The organism is Lachnotalea glycerini (genome assembly GCF_003201285.1).
GTDB lineage: Bacteria > Bacillota > Clostridia > Lachnospirales > Lachnospiraceae > Lachnotalea > Lachnotalea glycerini.
This window is the reverse complement of the sequence record NZ_QICS01000021.1, coordinates 24,697-45,156: the sequence shown is the minus strand read 5'-3', so window position 1 is coordinate 45,156 and position 20,460 is coordinate 24,697. Positions and strand designations below refer to the sequence as shown.

The window sequence follows — 20,460 nt, the reverse complement described above, 5'->3', positions numbered from 1 at the left end:
CACCTCTTTCGAAGTTACATTACCCACTCGCTTAGCACCCTGCATTACTACAACGCACCGAGTTTGACTATATGGCTCACTGGCGATTACCATAATCGGACTTGCACCGACTGGTGTGGTCCAGCTTCGCTGGACACGCTCCTATAAAATAATAAAGCCGTTGCTTCGCAACGACCTCTTTACTTATATTTTTAATTTATTTTAATCCACGCGCCTCACTTTGAATATCTACCATAGACGTTACCTATACAGTTAACTCGGCTCAGGCAGCCTTACGGCACACAAAAGGTTCTACTTAGTGCTGCTTCATTCCTGACCTGACACGGTTCATAGATTTTTGTTGCGTAAGACCCAAGCGTCAACATCACTTATATAGGGCTGCTCTACAATAGAATACCCTAGGCAAAGCATCACTCCTGCTGTAGCGGATTGCAGGTACAGGGCACCGCTAACTCCCCAGCTGCGTGGAAATCTTATGACATAGTAATATAGACTTACTTTAGAATGTTAAGTATATCGTGTTTTTTATAATTTGTCAATAATATGCATCTACCTAATAATTTAAATTTTTTCACTTTTATTTCTTTCACGTAATTCTTTAAAAAATTCTTTCAGTATTGTGCTGCATTCCTCTTCCAAAATTCCATACTCTGTTTCCACCTGGTGATTAAATTCTTTCATTTGCAATAAATTAAGAATTGAACCTGCACACCCTGCTTTTGAGTTCATACTTCCAATTACTACTTTATCAATCCTTGATTGAACAATAGCTCCTGCACACATCTGACATGGTTCTAAGGTTACATAAAGTGTACATCCCTCTAGACGCCAGTCTCCAATCTTTTTACTGGCTTTATTAATAGCTGTAATTTCGGCATGCGCAAGTGTATTTTTATCTGTGTTTCTTCTATTGTATCCCCTGGCTATAATTTTATTCTGATAAGTGATAACACATCCAATGGGTACCTCTTTAATTTGATAAGCCTTATTAGCCTGATTAAGCGCTTCTTTCATAAATTTTTCACTGTTTGTCATTTTTTCCTCCGAAATCGAACCGTTTTCTATTTTTTTCTTACTTGATATGCGTTATAATAAATATACTTTGTAATAATAAAGTATTGAATATTTACTATAATTTTAACATATGAAGGTGATAGTGTGCAAATACATGGTTTTAACAAAACTACGTTACTTGATTATCCAGGGCATTTGGCAAGCACTGTTTTTTTAGGAAATTGTAATTTCAGATGTCCTTTTTGCCATAATAGGGGATTGGTTCTATGTCCGGAAAAAGAGCCTGTCATACCAACTGAGTTAGTTCTTGAACACATAAACAAACGCAAAAATATATTGGAGGGAATTTGTATTACAGGTGGTGAGCCTACTTTATCATCTGATTTGTATGAATTCATTTCTCAAATTAAAAGAGTGGGACTTTTAGTTAAACTTGATACGAACGGTTATCGGCCTGAAATGTTGAGTGCACTTATGAAAGATCATATGTTGGACTATATAGCTATGGATATTAAGTCCTCCTATGAAAATTATTACAAAGTAGCAGGATTAGATCGGCTGGATATGAATAAGATAGATAATTCTATTCATATGATTATGGAATCTGGAATCGATTATGAATTTAGAACAACGCTCATAAAGGAGCTTCATAGCATGGATGATATAAACCAAATCGGAGAATGGATAAAAGGATGCAAATCTTATTTTTTACAAGCCTACAGGGAGAATGAAAATGTGATTAATCCTATTTTTACCAGCTTTAGTAAGGATGAATTACTTGTTTTTCAACAACACTTATCCAAATATATGAAACATGTACAAATAAGAGGCATTGATTAGGGGGAGAAATTTATGTTAACTTATTATGAAACAAACAGACTTATTTTACAGATTATAACTCCAAACTATGCTAAAAAGGTACTTGATTTTTATGTAACTAACAAAGATATTTTTGAAACATATGAGCCATCAAGACCAGAAAATTTTTATACCGAAGAATATCAAAAAGCGCTGTTAGGATATGAATATAATTCCATTACAAAAATGCAGAATGTAAGATTTTGGGTATTTAAAAAAGAGGATCCCGATAAAATTATCGGAACCGTATCTTTTTCTAATATACAGCCTTACATCTATTCCAGTTGCAATATCGGTTATAAATTCGATAAATATTATCACCACCAAGGTTATGCATTTGAGGCTCTTAATCAATTAATAGATATCATCTTTAACGAGTGTCATCTCCACAGGATTAATGCATATATTATGCCAAATAACACATCTTCCAAAAGGCTTATTGAACGCATCGGCTTTACTTTGGAGGGAATCGCAAGAAAATGTATAATTATCCAAGATAATTGGGAGGATCACGAACAATACTCTCTGATACATGATTGTTGAAGCAATTGCAACGTTATCACAAATATTTATACCAATATCCAAATCGTCCTGTCTTGTACTCAGATACCTGTGCCGGCTTAAAATCGTTGAAGCCAAAAATTCCAGCTACAAGCTTTTCTTTATTGCAAAATACCCCCGGAACCCCTATTATAAATCTATTATTAATTTTACCTAATATCAAATATTTATAATTATAGTAACCATGAAGAACAAAGCTATTATTGCTTAATATCCACTGCGATTTAGGAAGAATTTTTAAATCCTTTAATTCAATCCGTATACATTCAACTTCTTTATCAGAAAACGAATTTATGATCTTAAACTGTGAAATTAATTTATCCCAGTTTTCATTCAGATTTATTTCTTCTGTTTCATTCTTTCTAAGGTTTTCCTTTTCACATTCAACAAGTTCTTCCTTCTCTGTATTCACTGTTTGTTCTATTTTGTTTTCTTCCTCAGTTTCTACTGCCATTGCTGTTACCAATTCTTCTTTGGTTTCTTTTGTATGATTGATATTGAATATTTTTTCCAACCCGGTGTTAATTTTTTCTGCTATTGTTTTTTCTTCATATTCTTTAAAATTGTCTACCGTAATATTTGTATCTTTCCAAAAAGTTGCATACTTTTTATTACCAGACGAAATGACCGCCAACCCTATTATATCTTCAAAAGATTGAGATGTATTACCAATATTATCCTGTTGGCAGCTCGTTTGAAACTCGGCGTTAGATCCTTTTCCTTTCACATCACCTATATAGATTCCAAGCAATTCTTTGTTTCTTTCTATGAGCAAATAAACTTTCCAATTATCATAATAGTTATTGAATATTCCTTTCAAATTCATCTTTATCCGAAGCGTATTATCCTTGCATTCTATTTTTGCAAATCCTGAGTTTTTTACTTTGATTCCTTTATCATATAAATATATGTAAGATACAAGTCTTTGATACTCAGACACGGACTTGGCCTCCTAATTAATCATTATATAGGCATTATATTCCTTATTTTTCACAAAAAGAACAAAGTCATTTTTATTAAGTAAGAAAACAAGCTAAGCTATTGTCATAGGTTGGCAATAACTTAGCTTATTATAGGACGGATTTAATTTTTAATTTTTTTGTCTTTGATAAATCAATATATTCTGTTTCAGTTTTAATAACTGGTCTGGATAAGTTATGTCGATTAATCATTATAACTTCACCCACAACCCCATTATTTAATTCTACGTTATTTCCTATATAGGACTGCACAATCATTTCCATCAGTGGCAGAATGTATTTCGGTTCATAATGATTTAATGCATTAGCTTCAAATTCTTCAATCACTGTAAACGGACAAATCGCCTCTCTGTAACAACGAGTTGCTGTCATAGCTTCATACGAATCAGCTATCGCTACTATTTTAGCAAACTCATCAATATGATTGCTCTTTAACTTGTTTGGATAGCCCGAACCATCGCATCTTTCATGATGCATCAAAGCTGTCATAATTACTCTGTCCTCTACCTTTTTGTTTCTTAAAATATCATAACCAAACTCTGTATGTTTTTTTACAATTTCGTATTCTACCTGAGTCAGTTTACCCTTTTTACAAATAATTTCTTTGGGCACTTTCACTTTACCTATGTCATGACAAAAACCTGCTACCTTAAGAGAGTTTACTTCTTCTTTCGGCATCCGAAGCCATTCTCCAAATACTTTGCATATAAGTGCTACGCTCATGGAATGGGCATATGTTAAATCGTCTAACTCTCTCATACAGTGAAGCATGTCAAATATAAAAATCCCATTATTGCTAACATCTACAACTCTATCCACCATCGTGTTGATTAGCTTTTCATTAATTTCACCACCGCGAAGTGCAATCTCATTTATTACTTTTTCTGATACTTTAACCGATTCATCAAAAGCCTTATAAAATTTCTTAAAGCTTACTGACTGTTTCATTTTCTCGGATGCAGTATAATTTGTCTTTATTGGTTCATTGTTTTTAGCTGAAGCTTCAATAATTATTATAGGAATTTCTTTTAGATTATAAGATTCTAATCTTTTGATACCTCTTGCTGTAAGCACTGTATTATTTGCTACAATAAGTTCATCAGAAGGTGTATAGATATCCTTAGCAACTACCATTCCAGGCTTTAAGGCTTTTATTTTTTTTATATTAATCATTTACCACACCCCATGTTTTAACATAAGTTATTGTTTTCGCTTTTGTAAGAGTTGAATTTAGTATAATTATATAATATATTGGTATTTTTTTCAACTTTTCTATAAATATAGACCTTATAGTTGTGATAATCTATTAGATAATTCAGCAAATTGTGACAATAAAAGCGCCTCGCCTCTTATATTAACCGACAAGTTCATCATTTCAAGAGTACTGGATAATATTTCTTTACTATAAGGAATATTGGGGTCGTTATTTATTGCATTTATTAAAGTTTTTCTTCTTTGATTGAATGAAGCTCTAATAAGTTGAAACATCAGCTTTTCATTTTCCACCTGAACGGGTGGATACTGATATCTGCTGAGCCGAATGACTGCTGAACCAACATTAGGTCTTGGCATAAAGCAATTTGGAGGTACATTGGCAACAATATAGGGTTCTGCGTAATATTGAACAGCCAAAGAAAGTGCTCCGTAATTTTTGCTGCCAGGACCTGCTTGCATACGATCTGCAACTTCTTTTTGAACCATTATTGTGATACTGTCTATTGGAACATGGCTTTCAAATAGTCCCATAATAATCGGCGTAGTTATATAATATGGAAGATTTGCTACTACCTTAATCGGTTTTCCTGCATTTTCTTTTTCAACCAGCTCATTTATATTAAGTGCCAATATGTCATTATTTATGATTGATATATTATCATAGGGGCTTAATGTATCTTGAAGAATTGGAATCAACATTTTGTCTATTTCTACTGCAATTACCTTTCTTGCTGCCTCTGCAAGGTATTGTGTCATAGTACCAATTCCAGGTCCGATTTCTAATACAAAGTCTTCCTTTGTAATGTGAGATGAATTGATAATTTTATCGAGTACATGTGTATCAATTAAAAAATTCTGCCCAAATTTTTTTTGAAAAACAAATTTGTATTTATTTAATATTTCGATTGTGTTTTTAGGATTACCTAGTGTAGCCATTCTTACCTGCTTTCATTTTCATCAATCACACGAAAAACAATTTGCCGGCATGCGCCTATTTTAATATAGTCCAACATGAACCGGCATCATAAGACCCGCTTATCTTATATTGAATAACTTTCGTGCGTTATTATTTGTTATATTAATGATTTCATCATAATCTATATTCTTAATTGCTGCAATCGCTTTTGCAATATATGGAATATTTAAGGATGAATTTCGTTTTCCTCTGTTAGGCACCGGTGAAAGATAAGGTGAATCTGTTTCTAAAAGCATATTTTCAACCGGAACATATTCCACTACTTCTTTTAACTTTTTAGCATTTGAAAAGGTTACAACTCCGCCTATTCCTAAGTAATATCCCATATTCAAATATTCTCTTGCCATATCCTTTGAATAAGAAAAACAGTGAATTACTCCGTTTAATTCCTGTGCCTTTTCCTCTTTCATAATAGACAGAGTATCTTTTGCCGCATCTCGGCTGTGAATAATAATGGGTAACCTTGCCTCTTTAGCTAATTCAAGTTGTCTTTTAAACCATTTTATCTGAATCTCCTTATCAGGCTCATCCCAATAATAATCCAATCCTATTTCACCTATCGCAACAATTTTATCCTGTTTACACTGTTGCTTTAACCACTCATAATTGTTCTCATTCAGCTCTTTCGTTTCATTTGGATGAACGCCTATAGCACCATACATAAAAGAATATTTTTTAACCAACTGAACCGTTGTGGCTGTGGAAGCGAGGCTTGCTCCCACATTCACAACATATTCTATACCATGTTCTGTCATGGAATTTAATAATTCATCTCTGTCATCATTAAATGCCTCATCATCGTAATGAGCATGACTTTCAAATATCATCACTTTACACCATCCTCATTAACAGATTTCTGCACCTGCTGGCATATCCTTTTCCGGTATCATAAGTCCTAGATTTCCTTCTGCATCCTCTGCACATAATAGCATTCCTTCTGACAAAATTCCTGCTAACTTAGCCGGTTTTAGGTTAGTTACCACCATGACTTTCTTGCCCACCATTTGCTCAGGAGTATAATGTGCCTTTATTCCGGATACGATTTGTCTTACTTGGCCTCCAACCTTAACCTGTGAACATAACAGCTTCTTTGACTTTTTCACTTCTTCACAGGCAATAATTTCTCCCACCTGAAACTGTAGCTTGTCAAAATCGTCATAGGTAATCTCTGGCTTTGCTTCTATATCAATTACATTTTCATCGATTTTTGGATGGTCGTTTTCTGCTTTTTGCTCTTCTGCCTTAGCTAATACCTCTTCTAAGTCCAGACGGGCAAATAAAATTTCCGGCTTTTGAACCACCTGATTTCCTGATGGATACAAACCATATTCTTTTAATTGCTCAAGTGTTCTTTGCTTTGTATTTAACTGTGTCAAAATCTTTTTTGCTGTTTCAGGCATAAATGAGGACAGTAAGGATGCTCCGATTGTAATGCTTTCTATCAGATTGTATAAAACCGTATCTAAGCGAGGCTTATCTTTTTCTTCCTTTGCAAGTACCCAAGGCATTGTTTCATCAATATATTTATTGCATCTTTTAAATAGCGTAAATATTTCTGTAATCGCATCTGCAACTCTTAATTTTTCCATTTTCGCAGATACCTTTTTTGTTGTTTCCAGTGCAATGGCTTTTAGCTCTTCGTCTACTGCTTCTGTAACATTAGAATTATTTACAATTCCATTAAAGTATTTATTTGACATGGATACGGTTCTGTTTACTAGATTGCCAAGAGTATTGGCCAAATCGGAATTAATTCTTTCTACTAACAATTCCCATGACATAATACCATCGTTATCAAAAGGCATTTCATGTAATACAAAATATCGAACTGCATCTACACCAAATATTTTAACCAAATTATCTGCATAAATAACATTTCCCTTTGACTTGCTCATTTTTCCTTCTCCCTGCAACAGCCAAGGATGACCGAAAATCTGCTTTGGAAGAGGTAGGTCTAGCGCCATTAGCATAATTGGCCAATAAATGGTATGGAACCTTAAAATATCCTTGCCTATTAAATGTAAATCGGCAGGCCAGTTTTTATTAAATTTCTCATCATGGTTACCATCTACATCATAACCAATTCCTGTGATATAGTTACTTAATGCATCCAACCATACATATACAACATGCTTTTCATCAAAATCTACCGGAATACCCCATTTGAAAGAAGTTCTTGAAACACACAAATCCTGAAGTCCCGGTAATAAGAAGTTGTTCATCATTTCATTTTTTCTGGATTCAGGCTGTATAAACTCAGGATGAGTATTAATATGCTCAATCAATTTGTCCGTATAATTACTTAATTTAAGAAAATAAGCTTCTTCTTTAGCCGGTTTACATTCTGCACCACAGTCAGGACATTTTCCATCGACAAGCTGAGAGGCTGTGAAAAAGGCTTCGCAAGGTGTACAATACATTCCTTCGTAGGTTCCCTTATAAATATCACCCTGTTCATATAATTTCTTAAACATCTTTTGTACTTGTTTTTCATGATATGTGTCCGTTGTACGAACGAACTTATCATAAGAAGTATTCATTAAATCCCAAATATTCTTAATCTGTGAAGCTACATCGTCAACAAATTCCTTTGGTGTAATGCCTGCGTCTTGTGCCTTTAGCTCAATTTTTTGTCCATGTTCGTCTGTTCCAGTCTGAAAGAATACCTCATAACCTTCAAATCTTTTAAATCTTGCAATACTGTCTGCCAAAACTATTTCATAGGTGTTCCCAATATGTGGTTTTCCGGAAGTATAGGCTATTGCTGTTGTCATATAATACTTTTTGTTTTCCATAATTATCCTCTCTTTCATTATCATAAAAATGTACTTTGCATGCCCAATGCAGTCACGCAGTGACATTTTCCACTTGCATTCGTGCGCATTGTGTTTTTATTTCATAGGAATCAATACTTTTATACGTTACCACAAAAAGGTCTTTCCTGTGAAATAAAAAAGCCGCCTTCTATGCAAACACATAGAAGACGACATAAATCGCGTTACCACTTCTCTTTTTCCATTTCTCACGAAACAGAACTCACAAAGTACTATAGTCAGTATTACACTTTCCTTTATACTTTCTCGCTATAACAGGCGAATACCTGTCGCAATCTAACAGCAATGCTGGTCGGAGCGCCACTCAGAAGCCATCTTCAAAATGTTTTCACTTATCCCTCTCAGCCTGATTGATATCATGGGATTTCTCTGTAAAATGAATTACAAGTTTACTCTCTTCGTCAAAGTGTTTTCAATATAGTTTTTAGGTTATCACAGTAAAAATCAGATGTCAAGCCTACGCTTGTAAATATTACGTTAATTATTTACTCGTTTTCATTAAAAGCTTAAAATAATCCAGAACATAAAGGTTTCCTTGATAATATTGTTTTCCTTCCTTTCAAAAATTTGCACCCATTTTACAGCTTACAGACATAATTATTCTATATTATTTGTATATTATAGTAACAATCCAGACTGGAGCTATCATGTTTTATAAAATCAAAAAGCATCTTGGGATTATATGCTGCCTATTATTTGCAATCGCAACTGTATTCTACTTTACTTCTATTAAAAGCGTTCTATATCAAACCTCTAATATAGAATCCTCTCAAGCTTCTTTTCAGTTATTTACTGATGAGCTTTTTAAAAGCGAAGTAACCTCCAATACCCTTATACTACACTATACTTTAGAAAATCCTGAAAAGTATAATATCGATAATTATCCTATTACATTTGGAAACATTTCCGAAGATTCATTTCATGAAGCAGATTTGAAAATAAAGGAAAATCTTAAGGCACTTGAAACCTTTGATTATGAAATGCTGAGCAGCGGACAGCAGCTTACCTATGATATTTTACACGATTACTATCAACACTCACTTGAGCAATCTGATTTAATCTACTACAGCGAAGCATTAAGCCCAACTACTGGAACACAGGCACAGCTCCCAATTCTTATGGCAGAATATACCTTCAACAATGAGCAGGATATTCTTAATTATTTAACACTTCTTGCACAGATGGATGACTATTATACCTCTATTATTAATTTTGAAAAGGAAAAATCCAAGCAAGGACTTTTTATGGCTAGTGATGCAGCCCATGAAGTAATTTCTCAGTGTAGTGACTTCATTAATGACCCGGAAAATAACTTTCTTATTTCTACCTTTAATACTCGTGTTGACAGCCTTGATGGTATCAGTGACACGATAAAAAATAATTATAAGCTGCAAAATAAATCCATCTTATACAGTCATGTAATTCCAGCCTATAAAATATTGATTAAAGGACTATCATCTCTAGAAGATAGCTGCACCAACGAGCAAGGCTTATGCTATTTTGAAAACGGTCAAAAGTACTATGAGTATCTTGTAAAAAATAATACTGGCTCGTCCAAAAGTATATTTGAGTTAAAAAAGTTACTCAATACCTATATGAAAAATGATTTAAAGCAATTGGCACAAATTGCAACTGATAATCCTTCCATATTAGCAACCTCTGATACTTACAGCTTTGATTTATCTGACCCTAATACAATACTGGAGGATTTGAAATCAAAAATAACAACTGATTTTCCTGAACCACCAAATGCTGATTACACAGTTAAATATATTGATTCATCGTTGTCAAAACACCTTAGCCCGGCATTTTATCTAACACCGCCAATTGATAATATTACCAATAACTCCATCTATATTAATCCTGACAGTAATTACTCAAAAATTGATCTTTATACAACGCTTGCGCATGAAGGCTACCCTGGTCACCTGTATCAAAATATTTATTTTAATGCAAATAACAGTGATTTAATACGTAAGCTTTTAAACTATGGAGGCTATACAGAGGGATGGGCTACCTATGTCGAAATGTACTCCTATCAGTTGACAAACATTGACTCTAATTTATCAAAGTTTCTCCAACTAAATAATGCCATAACATTATATCTTTATGCTAATATGGATATTGGTATAAACTATAATGGGTGGTCGCTTAAAGACACCAGTGATTACCTGTCAAATTATGGGATTAGTGATGAAAATGCAGTCTCTAAGGTCTATTGCGCAATAATATCAGAACCGACTAACTATTTAAAATACTGCATTGGCTATCTGGAATTTATGGAATTAAAAAAGACTGCCGAGAAAGAGCTTGGTAGTAACTTTCAGTTAAAAGATTTTCATGAATTTATACTTGATACCGGTCCTGCTCCATTTTATATTATAGATAAATATATGAATACATGGATGAAAGAACTTGCCAAATCTTAATTATAAGTTTTAAAAAAATCAATGAGATTTGTAATCGCCTTTTCCAAAATAACTTTTTCTTCTTTATTAAAACCTTTTACAGTGGCTTTTATCATGTCGTCATGGAATTTCTTATGATGATAATATGCTAATCTACCCTTATCCGATAAAGACAACAATACAACACGCCTGTCCTCTTCACTTCTGACTCTATCTACATAGTTTTTTTTCACAAGACTATTAATCGCAATAGTTAACGTTCCTACTGTGACTGACATACTTTTGGCAACCGAGGACATATTCCTTGGATTGCCAATTCCTATTGCATCAATAATATGCATATCATTGCTTGTTATGTCCTTAAACTCTTCCGTAATTAGGGCTTTTTGTTCAATATCCATAATATCGTTAAAAAGTTTTACTAACATTTCGTTAAAACTATTGTAGATATCCACGACGCCACCGACTTTCCCTTGTATTATCCACATTATACAATATTTATGCTCTTTTCACAATACATTATAAGGTTTTTGTATTCTGTCAAAAGATTGTTATTCCTGTCATAATGCAAAAAGACTTGCTGTTTTTTACAAAAAATTATATAATGAAACTAGTAACTGCCAATCAAAAATTAGATAGGGTATAAATAATGAACTCAACTTTAAATACAAATTTAAAAAACCAAGTTTATTCAATTATAAAAAGCAAGCTAATAAATTGTGAATATCCACCCGGAAGTATACTAACAGAGGCTAATCTATCGAAAGAATTAAACTTTAGCCGTACTCCCATCAGAGAAGCCATCAGTATACTTGAAGTTGAAAATCTGGTAAAAGTACTTCCCAAAAAGGGGATTTTAGTTACAGACATTTTACTAAGTGATGTTTTTCAGATTTTTCAAGCACGTATGGAAATTGAGCCTCTTACTTTACGGCTTGCAAGCTATAATTTACCAACTGAAGAGCTTATTGCGTGGAAAAAGCAGTTTGAGAACCAGCCTGTTGGTTCTGTTACAGATCATAAAATGGATACTGCGATGCATTTATTTATTATAGAAAATTGCGGTAATTTTTATATCATTGATATGATGAAGAAAGTCTTCGAGAAAAATACCAGAATCATTGTTTACAGCAAACAAAACAGCTCACATATACATGACGCACGTCAAGAGCATATTGAGATTTTAGATTCTTTAATTGAACAAAATTATGAACAGGCCGCATCCCAGATGCGTTCCCATATTGCAAATTGCCGTAAAGCAGCTATGGATTTCTTTTACAAAATGTAGAAGAAATCCATAGCTTTATTTTACACTTCTTTTATAATTTGAAAATCATCCCATACCGCATCCAAAGCATCTATCGTCTTCTTATACAATTGATACTTTTTGTTATAAATTAATACATTTTGGGGATCGGGCTTGATAAGTTCTCCTACCAAAGACATTTTGTCGGCCGCTTCCTTTAAATTTTTATAAAGCCCTGTTGCAACTGCTCCTATAATGGCACACCCTAATGCTCCCGTCTCATTGACAGATACACTCTCTACCGGAAGATTCATTATATCTGCAAACATTTGTGTCCACATCCGTGATCTTGCTGCACCTCCGGCAAGGCGAATAGACTCTACCTGATTTCGATTCGTACGCATTAGTTTTTCCAAATGATAGCGATGAGAAAAAGTAACTCCCTCATATACACTTCTAAGTAAATGTTTTCTGGTATGATAATTGCTGATTCCAACAAAGCTGCCAAGTGCATTCGGATGAACATTACTGGCCATCAAAAAGGGGAGATAAATCGGACAAATCTCTTTAGCTGGAATACTTTCTACCCATTCATTCATTATTTCATAAATATTTGTTTTTCTTTTCCTACATTCCTCTCTTAATTCTGGAAGAAGGTTTTTCATAAACCATTCATTATTCCCTGCAGAGGTTGGACTGCATTCTTCAATTAAGTAATAATCAGGGAGGCAAAAATAAGAATTCATCATAACAGAACCATCCTCTATCGGCTGCCTGCTGATGTATTCATTAATACTCCAAGTCCCCGCAATCATGCAAATATGATTTTCGTCAACTACATTAACACCAATAGCACAGGCATCAATATCAAAAGCTCCGCCTGCAACAGGTGTTCCTTCGTACAGTCCACAGCTTATCGACGCTTCTTTCGTTACATAACCACAAATATCGGTTGCATTGCATAAAGGAGGAAGCATATTCTTGCATTCCTTAATTCCAAATAATGCAAGCAGATTTTCGTCGTACTCACCGGTATGTAAATTCATAAAGTTAGCACCCGAATAATCTGTTCTTTCTCCAAACGCTTTCCCTGTCAGCATAAAGCGGACATAATCCTTACAGGAAAAAATCCATTTCGTCCTTTTGATGCTCTCAGGCTCATGATCCTTAAGCCATGCAAGCAAAGATACAGGCTGACTGCTTAATACATGCTGGCAAGAGAGTTTAAATGCTTTCTCTACTATCCCCTCTTTCTCCCATCGAACCGGATAGTCCCACGCTCTATTGTCAGTAGATATGATCCCATTTCGAACTGGTTTTTCATCCTTTCCCCAAAGATAAAGACCCTTTCCATGTCCACATACTGTAACGCATAAAATATCTTCCTTGTTTACTTTTGACCTTTCAATTGCCTTTTTTATGACACTGCAATTTGCCTCCCACATTTCATTCATGTCACGTTCTGTAAATCCAGGCTTTGGAACAATCATTGCAGTATCCATTGAAGCACTACTAATTTCTTTTCCTGTTTCATCAAATAAAGCCGCTTTTGTTGCTGTCCCACCATTATCTAGTCCCAAAAAATATTTCACAACAAATCACCTCCCATATCAATACCTAAAAACTAAAAACCTGCTAAACGTTGTATTTATCTGCATTTATGTAATCTGGATTTAAAATATTGGAGAAATCCTTTTTATGGTAGAAGTCATATACAATGTCAATTGCCATTTTATATATGTTCCATAAGGATTCTACCGTCTGACTTGATACATGTGGTGTTAAAATTACATTCTCTAATTTTAATAATGGGGAATCCAGTGGCAATGGTTCAATTGCAAATACATCAAAACCTGCTCCTGCAATCACACCATTTGATAAAGCCTCATAAAGAGCATTTTCATCAACAATTCCTCCTCTTGAGGTATTGACCAGAACTGCACTTTCTTTCATTAATTTCAATTCATTTCTGCCAATCATATTTGTTGTTTCCTTTAGCAATGGTACATGAATGCTAATTGCATCAGATATCTGCAAAAGCTCGTCTAAGGGCAAAAGTTCAACCCCCAGTTCCTGAATCAGATTCAAATTTGGATAAGGGTCATATACAACGATTCTGCAATCAAAGCCGCTTAATAGCTTTGCCAGTCTTCTCCCTATCACACCAAAGCCAATAATTCCAACTGTTCCATTGATGATTTCATGTCCTACATCTTTTACCCAATTGCCGGTCATAACACACTTTTGACCCTTAATAATCAGTCGCTTGCAGGCGAGCATAAGTGTTAATGCCATTTCTGCCACTGCGGTTGTATTCGCTCCTGTAGTCCTTGCAATTGCAATACCATGTTTACTTGCAGTTTCTAAATCAACCTTATCAAAGCCTACACCAAAGCGTACTAAAATCTTAGCACGGTCTTCTATCTTACTAAAGATATCTTCATCATAAGGCTCGATATCAATGATTCCTGCATCTGATTTTTTTAGCTCTTGAATCACACTATCCTTTGAAAAAGGAAGCTGTGGAATCCATTCATATTCCATATCAAGTGATGCTGCATATGCATCCGCCTTTTTATTTAATTCTTGAAAAATATCTGAATCATCACCGAAAAAAGATACAATTCTTTTCATTGTTGCCACCATTCCTTTACCTGTTAAAAATTTTACTTCCCCAAATTATTTAGTAAAATATACATATTCTGCATTATTGTAATAAATATCCTCTAGCTCTTGTGTGCTAAACATGTCTGATTGTTCCAGATAATCAGCCAAGTGTTCATAAGTATCCTGCGTTGCCGCAAATGGTGCATCCGTTCCCCATAAAAGCCTTTTCACACCCACAATATCTTTTGCCCTTTTTATAACTCTTTTCACATCCGGATATGGATATACATCGGGAGCCATAATCTTTGGTAAAGCGGCAAGATCGAACCAAACATTTTCTTTTTTAAGTAATGTAAGGCTTTCCCACAGTTCATTTTCTCTGTCACGATTTGGTGCGAGAAGATGACAAACTACAAGCTTAAGACCTGGAAAAGTATCTGCTATTTTTGCAAGGTTTCCCGGTTGATGACTTGGCATAAAAACATCACCTACATCCATTGCTAAGACACCTTCGTTTTTCTCAATTAAATCATATATTTTCATCATTCTGTCTGTGACTAGTGGAAATGGATCATGGCACCCCATTAACCCACCTCCTGAACTAATCTCAAATTTAACCAAATGAAATTTTTTGTCTTTTAAGTAAGATGATAAGGTATCAAAGTGGTTTGTCATAAACGGATCAACTGTACAGGATGGACAGAAGCGCTCTGGATAACGATTCATAATATCAATATGATACTGATTCTGAAAACCATACATGCTTCCCTGCATTAATACTGCTTTCTCTACTTCGTTACGGTCCATAATCTGGAGAGCCGATTCTACTGTAAAGTTTTTGTCCCCATAGCCTTTTGGAAGCAAATCAAATACTTCTGAGTTTCCCCACATTGCCTTACCATTACCTATCGCACGAAGCTCTCCTCGTCTGCAATAGCCAGCTATTATATCTGCTACATGCAGATGCGCATCTATTTTTTTCATACTGCTTCACCTTTTTTCTTTAATAAATTTTTTATGCTAAATTTTCTTTCATATTTTTGCATTACATCAATTGCCACTGCAACTATTATAACCATTCCTTTAATCAATCCCTGCTGCGTTGAAGGCACATTCATAAGATTCATACCATTATTCAATAATCCCACCAATACAGCTCCTACAATAGCACCTTGTATCGTACCGGCTCCTCCTACCAAGCTGACACCACCGATTACGGCTGCTGTAATAACCTCTGTTTCGTAGCCTGAGCCAGTGCTTGCCATACCCTGCTGCGTCATAGATGCTAACACTACGCCTCCGATTGCTGCCGTTAAACCTGATACAATATAAGAAATCATGGTGATTTTTACATTTGAAATGCCTGATATCGTTGCTGCTTGTGGATTACCTCCAACTGCGTAAATATAGCGTCCAAGAACTGTTTTGTTTAATACAAAATAACTGATTAGTGCAATAATAATCATGAAGTAAATAGGAAAAGTAAACATACCTATTTTTCCCAAACCAATATCTGTAAACAGCTTAGGTTCTAAACAGCTTAGTATTTTATTATTAGTCAATACCATTGAAATTCCCAAAAAGATGCTTTGTGTTGCAAAAGTAACCAAAAATGCAGGAACCTGAAACTTAATAACGATAAGTCCATGCAAAATACCTGCTGCAGCACCCACCAAAAGCGCTAATCCTATTCCAAGCAAGACGCTTTGATTAGAATAATTAAAATGACGTATGGTAAGTACCGTTACTACGGCAGATAATCCCATTAATGAACCTACCGATAAATCAATTCCCCCAAGCAGCATTACAAAAATAGAACCCGAGGTTAAAATACCTACAACAGAAATTGACCATAATACGTTAGAAATATTATTTACGGTTGGAAAGCTGTTCGGTCTGATAATGGTAAGCACTACTAGAAACAATAAAAGAATAAACAGTCTGCTGTATTTCTCCCAGCGTATTTTCTTTATCATAATGCTACCTCCTCATCTGATTCTATTCCAGAAGCTGCCTGTAAAATGTCCGCCTGCGTAACAGTTCCCTCCGAAAATTCTTTTATAATATGACCCTTTCTCATAATTACAATTCGATGTGAAACACGTAATAATTCTTGCAAATCAGAAGAAACCAATAATATTACAACACCCTTATCTGCAAGCTCAGAAAGAATATTGTAAATTTCATTTTTGGCACCGACGTCAATGCCTGCGGTCGGTTCGTCAACCATTAAAACCTTTAAATCCCTCATTAGCCATTTTCCGATAACGACCTTTTGCTGATTACCTCCTGATAATAAACCTACCGACTTATCTGGATTATTTGGCCTTATATCAATTTTTTTAATTGCTTTTAGGCACATCTCTAATTCATCCTTAGATGATACTGCAAGTCCTATTTTTTTAATAATGTCATAATTCGTTAGTGCTATATTTTTATTGATGGAAGTAAGTGGGATAAATCCCTGACCACGTCTATCCTCCGGAATAAAACCAAAACCGCTTTTAATACTTTTTCTTGTCGAAGTTGGAACAAATTCTTTGCCCTCTAAATATATTTTTCCATTATTATATTTATCTACACCAAACAGGCAACGCATAACCTCCGTTCTTCCGGCACCGATTAAACCTCCAAAGCCTACAATTTCTCCACGATGTACTTCAAAGCTAATGTCTTCAAACACACCTTTTCTTGTAAGATTATCTACTTTCAGCGTAATTTCATTTTTATTTTTAGTTAAAGTTTTTACGGAACCAGCTGACTCATCTACTACTTTTCCAATCATGGTTTGAATTACCGCTACAGGCTTTATTTCCTCTTTCTCCAATATAGCTGCATTCATTCCATCTCTTAATATGGTAAGGCGGTCTGACAGCATATAAACCTCTTCCAATCGGTGTGAAATATAAATAATACTGACTCCTTTTTTTCTTAAGGAATCAATAATTTTAAATAAAATGGCAGATTCTCTTCCACTTAAGGAAGCGGTAGGTTCATCCATAATCAACAGCTCCGAATCAATTGCTAGTCCCTTCAAAATTTCTACCAACTGCCTTAAACCAATTCCTAATGTGTCCACAATATCCGTTGATTTTAACGGAAATTCATATTGATCAATTAAGCTTTGTGCCATTTGGTTCATTTTTTTATAATCAATCAAACCGGTATTTTTAATTTTAGGCTCTTTTCCAAGATAGATATTTTGGGCTACCGTTAATACGGGTATCACTGAAAGCTCCTGATACACACATGCAATTCCAAGACTTTGCAAGTCTTTGCTGTTATTAATATCTACTTCCTTGCCTTTCCAAAGTATTTTGCCACTGTCCTTTGTATAAACTCCTGTAATAATTTTAATCAGTGTAGATTTACCTGCTCCATTTTCACCCATTAAAGCATGAACCTCACCTTTTTTTATTCCAAGATTGACATTCTTTAACACCTGTACACCGGAAAAACTTTTATTAATCATTTTTGCCTCTAAAATATATTCCTGACTCATACAGATGCCTCCTCCTTTACTTTTTTATTCCTGGAAGTAGCATCCATATATTTGTTATACCAGGAATCAAAAACTACAATACATATGATAATAATGCCTTTTATAATTAACTGATATGCTGTATTTATTTGAAATTTGTAAATACCATTGTCAAGTGTTGCCATAAAAAGTGCTCCGATAAAGGTTCCAATAATATCTCCTCGTCCGCCTGCCAATGAACAACCTCCCACAACTACTGCTGCAATTACTTCAAATTCCATTCCCTGACCAAGAAGCGCTGTTGTAGACTGCATTCTTGCTGTTGTAAAAACAGCTCCAACAGCAGCACATGCACCCGTTATTACATAAGCAATTGTTCTTGTACGTTCCGTATTGATTTTTGAAAGCTGGGCAGCTTTCATATTAGATCCTACAGCATACAGAGTCGTTCCATATCTTGTATATTTCAAAATTATTTGACCAATTACTGCTAAAATAATAAACGCTAAAATAACATAATAAATATTTCCAACTGATTTTCCTAATATAATGTAAGAATAAGATTTTAAAGCCTGACTTTTAATAACTCCATTTTCTTTAATCGAAATTAAATATGTTATCGCTCTGTAAATACTCATTGTTGATAGGGTTGCAATAAATTCAGGAAGATGGAGGCGGGTAATAATAAACCCATTAAATAAACCAGCCAAAACACCTACCAGAATTCCGATAAGTATCATAATCCATATTGGTAATAAGGTATATCGATATACATTTGCAATTGTCATTCCAACAAGTGCCATAATAGAACCTGTAGATAAATCGATTCCTCCCGTAATAATAACCATAGTTACACCAATTCCAATAATTCCAACCACGGAAGCATCACGAAAGATTTCTAACAAATTAGCCGCTGTCAAAAAGTAAGTGCTTGATATCGAAAAAGCGATCATTAATACAAGCAATAATCCAAGTGAAATCAATCTTCTAATATTACTCTGCTTCATATTTTCCTCCATTCGTGCGATTTTTGCATGCACTTTCTGGTCGTCGTGAAAAAAATTTTCATACTTTCACCTCATTAGCATGACAGGGGCTATGCCCCCGTCAGCTTAACTAACTAAATACCAGATATAACTTTTTCATGCCTCAGATTACCAACGGTCTTCTGCAGCAATTTCTCCTACGGTGTCTTTAGTGGCAATCACAGGTTCCATGATTACCTGTGGTGTTTTAGACAAAACACTGGAATCATATTCAGAACCAATCATTAGTAATGCAATCTTAGCTGCTGTAGAACCCTGATCCCAGCAATTTGTATAAATAGTACCAGTCAGTGTACCTTCCTCAATCATTGCCAATGCATCTTTCTCGCCATCAGCTCCCCATATAACCATGTCATTTAGTCTGCCTGCATTTTGAACTGCTAGGGATGCACCCTCTGCCATAGCATCATTTATTGCAAAAACTGCTTTGATATCACTAAATTGTGATAAGAAACTTGTCATTACTGTAGTTGCTTTTTCTTTTTCAAAATCAGCCGCCTGACTTGCAACTATTTTTATATTAGGATAACTCTTCTCCATGGTATCTCTAAAGCCCTGCTCCAAATTATCTGTTCTGGATACCCCTGCAATACCTTGAATTACTACAATATTGCCTTCTTGTCCAATTTCTTCTGCAATTTTGTCTGCAATCAAACGACCTGCATCATAATCCACCATCTGTACAAGTGCAGAGTGAGTTGTGTCTGCATCTAAGTTTAAAGTAATGACCGGAATACCAGCTGATTCTGCTTGTGCAACACTATCTGCTAAAGCTGCTCCATCACTGCATTGGATAATGATTGCATCATAATCTTGATTAATTACTTCTGACATAATCTTTACTTGATTCTCAGCAGAACTGTCACCATTGAAAGATTGAATTGTAATGTTTGGATAGTACTCACATTCTCTTTGAATTCCTTCTAACCATGCTTGATTTACCGGTGTGCTGATATCATGTGCCACATATGCTATCTTGATGTCATCTACATATGGATTTTTTACTTCTTTAGTACTTGCAGTTGCCCCATTAGTTTCTGTGGTTGTTGTTTCCGTTGTTGTTTCCGTTTTTGTTTCTTCTGCATCACGGTTTACTTCCTTGGCGCTTGAACACGCTACCATTGAAAATGTCATAGCTAAAATAAGACCCATTGCCAATAGTTTTTTCTTCATAATCCTTCTCTCCTTTTCTTTAGAACCTGCTCTATAGTTCTTATGTGCATCTTCTGTACGT

The 20,460-nt window shown here is 34.8% G+C and carries 18 protein-coding genes and 1 other RNA gene; 4 read left to right on the top strand and 15 right to left on the bottom strand.

Features of this window, described 5'->3' with window-relative positions; all coding sequences use genetic code 11:
* Positions 1-206: 206 nt before the first annotated feature.
* Both ffs and tadA read right to left on the bottom strand, forming a co-directional pair.
* Positions 207-468: signal recognition particle sRNA large type (gene ffs, locus C8E03_RS20995), an RNA gene on the bottom strand.
* Positions 469-561: 93 nt separating this feature from the next.
* Complete coding sequence (gene tadA, locus C8E03_RS20990; RefSeq protein ID WP_110292045.1) at positions 562-1,035, bottom strand: tRNA adenosine(34) deaminase TadA; 474 nt, start codon at positions 1,033-1,035, stop codon at positions 562-564.
* A gap of 123 nt (positions 1,036-1,158) precedes the next feature.
* On the opposite strand from tadA, the gene C8E03_RS20985 reads away from it, so the two are divergent.
* Complete coding sequence (locus tag C8E03_RS20985) at positions 1,159-1,854, top strand: anaerobic ribonucleoside-triphosphate reductase activating protein (protein WP_094376977.1); 696 nt, start codon at positions 1,159-1,161, stop codon at positions 1,852-1,854.
* A 12-nt stretch (positions 1,855-1,866) separates the two neighbouring features.
* Positions 1,867-2,415, top strand: coding sequence for a GNAT family N-acetyltransferase (locus C8E03_RS20980; protein WP_094376976.1), 549 nt, complete (start codon positions 1,867-1,869; stop codon positions 2,413-2,415).
* 16 nt (positions 2,416-2,431) lie between these two features.
* On the opposite strand, the gene C8E03_RS20975 is transcribed toward C8E03_RS20980, so the two are convergent.
* From C8E03_RS20975 to metG, 5 genes are all read right to left on the bottom strand, one after another.
* Positions 2,432-3,373, bottom strand: coding sequence for a DUF6128 domain-containing protein (locus tag C8E03_RS20975; protein WP_110292044.1), 942 nt, complete (start codon positions 3,371-3,373; stop codon positions 2,432-2,434).
* 130 nt (positions 3,374-3,503) lie between these two features.
* The gene (locus tag C8E03_RS20970) at positions 3,504-4,586 is read right to left on the bottom strand and encodes an HD-GYP domain-containing protein (RefSeq protein ID WP_110292043.1); all 1,083 of its coding nucleotides are present in this window, start codon (positions 4,584-4,586) and stop codon (positions 3,504-3,506) included.
* A gap of 114 nt (positions 4,587-4,700) precedes the next feature.
* A complete protein-coding gene (rsmA, locus tag C8E03_RS20965; RefSeq protein WP_110292042.1) occupies positions 4,701-5,564 on the bottom strand; it encodes a 16S rRNA (adenine(1518)-N(6)/adenine(1519)-N(6))-dimethyltransferase RsmA in 864 nt (287 codons plus the stop codon).
* A 99-nt stretch (positions 5,565-5,663) separates the two neighbouring features.
* Positions 5,664-6,431, bottom strand: a complete 768-nt coding sequence (locus C8E03_RS20960) for a TatD family hydrolase (RefSeq protein ID WP_110292046.1) — start codon at positions 6,429-6,431, stop codon at positions 5,664-5,666.
* 18 nt (positions 6,432-6,449) lie between these two features.
* On the bottom strand, positions 6,450-8,399 hold the full coding sequence (gene metG, locus C8E03_RS20955; RefSeq protein WP_094376972.1) for a methionine--tRNA ligase: 1,950 nt from the start codon (positions 8,397-8,399) through the stop codon (positions 6,450-6,452).
* Positions 8,400-9,085: 686 nt separating this feature from the next.
* Between metG and C8E03_RS20950 the strand changes: the two genes are divergently transcribed.
* Entirely contained in the window at positions 9,086-10,867 is a 1,782-nt protein-coding gene (locus C8E03_RS20950; protein WP_110292041.1) for a DUF885 domain-containing protein, read from the top strand.
* Here the strand turns inward: C8E03_RS20950 and C8E03_RS20945 are convergent.
* The gene (locus C8E03_RS20945; protein ID WP_242993673.1) at positions 10,864-11,301 is read right to left on the bottom strand and encodes a MarR family winged helix-turn-helix transcriptional regulator; all 438 of its coding nucleotides are present in this window, start codon (positions 11,299-11,301) and stop codon (positions 10,864-10,866) included. The two genes, C8E03_RS20950 and C8E03_RS20945, sit on opposite strands and share 4 nt — an antisense overlap.
* Positions 11,302-11,495: 194 nt before the next feature.
* On the opposite strand from C8E03_RS20945, the gene C8E03_RS20940 reads away from it, so the two are divergent.
* Positions 11,496-12,134: a GntR family transcriptional regulator gene (locus tag C8E03_RS20940; protein WP_094376969.1), complete on the top strand. Its 639-nt coding sequence runs from the start codon at positions 11,496-11,498 to the stop codon at positions 12,132-12,134.
* Between the two features lie 20 nt (positions 12,135-12,154).
* Here the strand turns inward: C8E03_RS20940 and C8E03_RS20935 are convergent, their stop codons facing one another.
* From C8E03_RS20935 to C8E03_RS20905, 7 genes are all read right to left on the bottom strand, one after another.
* Positions 12,155-13,684 carry an FGGY-family carbohydrate kinase gene (locus C8E03_RS20935; RefSeq protein ID WP_094376968.1) on the bottom strand — a complete coding sequence of 510 codons (1,530 nt, stop codon included), beginning with the start codon at positions 13,682-13,684 and terminating at the stop codon, positions 12,155-12,157.
* Positions 13,685-13,727: 43 nt separating this feature from the next.
* Entirely contained in the window at positions 13,728-14,726 is a 999-nt protein-coding gene (locus C8E03_RS20930; RefSeq protein ID WP_170123089.1) for a phosphoglycerate dehydrogenase, read from the bottom strand.
* Positions 14,727-14,771: 45 nt separating this feature from the next.
* The gene (locus tag C8E03_RS20925) at positions 14,772-15,683 is read right to left on the bottom strand and encodes an amidohydrolase family protein (protein ID WP_094376966.1); all 912 of its coding nucleotides are present in this window, start codon (positions 15,681-15,683) and stop codon (positions 14,772-14,774) included.
* On the bottom strand, positions 15,680-16,675 hold the full coding sequence (locus C8E03_RS20920) for an ABC transporter permease (RefSeq protein WP_094376965.1): 996 nt from the start codon (positions 16,673-16,675) through the stop codon (positions 15,680-15,682). The genes C8E03_RS20925 and C8E03_RS20920 overlap by 4 nt, the downstream gene beginning before the upstream one ends.
* Positions 16,672-18,201, bottom strand: coding sequence for a sugar ABC transporter ATP-binding protein (locus C8E03_RS20915; RefSeq protein WP_110292040.1), 1,530 nt, complete (start codon positions 18,199-18,201; stop codon positions 16,672-16,674). The genes C8E03_RS20920 and C8E03_RS20915 overlap by 4 nt, the downstream gene beginning before the upstream one ends.
* Entirely contained in the window at positions 18,198-19,187 is a 990-nt protein-coding gene (locus tag C8E03_RS20910; protein ID WP_094376963.1) for an ABC transporter permease, read from the bottom strand. The genes C8E03_RS20915 and C8E03_RS20910 overlap by 4 nt, the downstream gene beginning before the upstream one ends.
* A 147-nt stretch (positions 19,188-19,334) precedes the next feature.
* Entirely contained in the window at positions 19,335-20,399 is a 1,065-nt protein-coding gene (locus C8E03_RS20905) for a sugar ABC transporter substrate-binding protein (protein WP_110292039.1), read from the bottom strand.
* Between the last annotated feature and the right edge of the window lie 61 nt (positions 20,400-20,460).

Bases quoted from the DNA above. Each gene is read 5' to 3' on its own strand.
- tadA (WP_110292045.1), bottom strand. From the start codon at position 1,035: ATGACAAACAGTGAAAAATTTATGAAAGAAGCGCTTAATCAGGCTAAT.
- C8E03_RS20960 (WP_110292046.1), bottom strand. From the start codon at position 6,431: ATGATATTTGAAAGTCATGCTCATTACGATGATGAGGCATTTAATGAT.
- C8E03_RS20940 (WP_094376969.1), top strand. From the start codon at position 11,496: ATGAACTCAACTTTAAATACAAATTTAAAAAACCAAGTTTATTCAATT.
- C8E03_RS20970 (WP_110292043.1), bottom strand. From the start codon at position 4,586: ATGATTAATATAAAAAAAATAAAAGCCTTAAAGCCTGGAATGGTAGTT.
- C8E03_RS20905 (WP_110292039.1), bottom strand. From the start codon at position 20,399: ATGAAGAAAAAACTATTGGCAATGGGTCTTATTTTAGCTATGACATTT.
- C8E03_RS20980 (WP_094376976.1), top strand. From the start codon at position 1,867: ATGTTAACTTATTATGAAACAAACAGACTTATTTTACAGATTATAACT.
- C8E03_RS20930 (WP_170123089.1), bottom strand. From the start codon at position 14,726: ATGAAAAGAATTGTATCTTTTTTCGGTGATGATTCAGATATTTTTCAA.
- C8E03_RS20915 (WP_110292040.1), bottom strand. From the start codon at position 18,201: ATGAGTCAGGAATATATTTTAGAGGCAAAAATGATTAATAAAAGTTTT.
- C8E03_RS20925 (WP_094376966.1), bottom strand. From the start codon at position 15,683: ATGAAAAAAATAGATGCGCATCTGCATGTAGCAGATATAATAGCTGGC.
- metG (WP_094376972.1), bottom strand. From the start codon at position 8,399: ATGGAAAACAAAAAGTATTATATGACAACAGCAATAGCCTATACTTCC.
- rsmA (WP_110292042.1), bottom strand. From the start codon at position 5,564: ATGGCTACACTAGGTAATCCTAAAAACACAATCGAAATATTAAATAAA.
- C8E03_RS20950 (WP_110292041.1), top strand. From the start codon at position 9,086: ATGTTTTATAAAATCAAAAAGCATCTTGGGATTATATGCTGCCTATTA.
- C8E03_RS20920 (WP_094376965.1), bottom strand. From the start codon at position 16,675: ATGATAAAGAAAATACGCTGGGAGAAATACAGCAGACTGTTTATTCTT.
- C8E03_RS20910 (WP_094376963.1), bottom strand. From the start codon at position 19,187: ATGAAGCAGAGTAATATTAGAAGATTGATTTCACTTGGATTATTGCTT.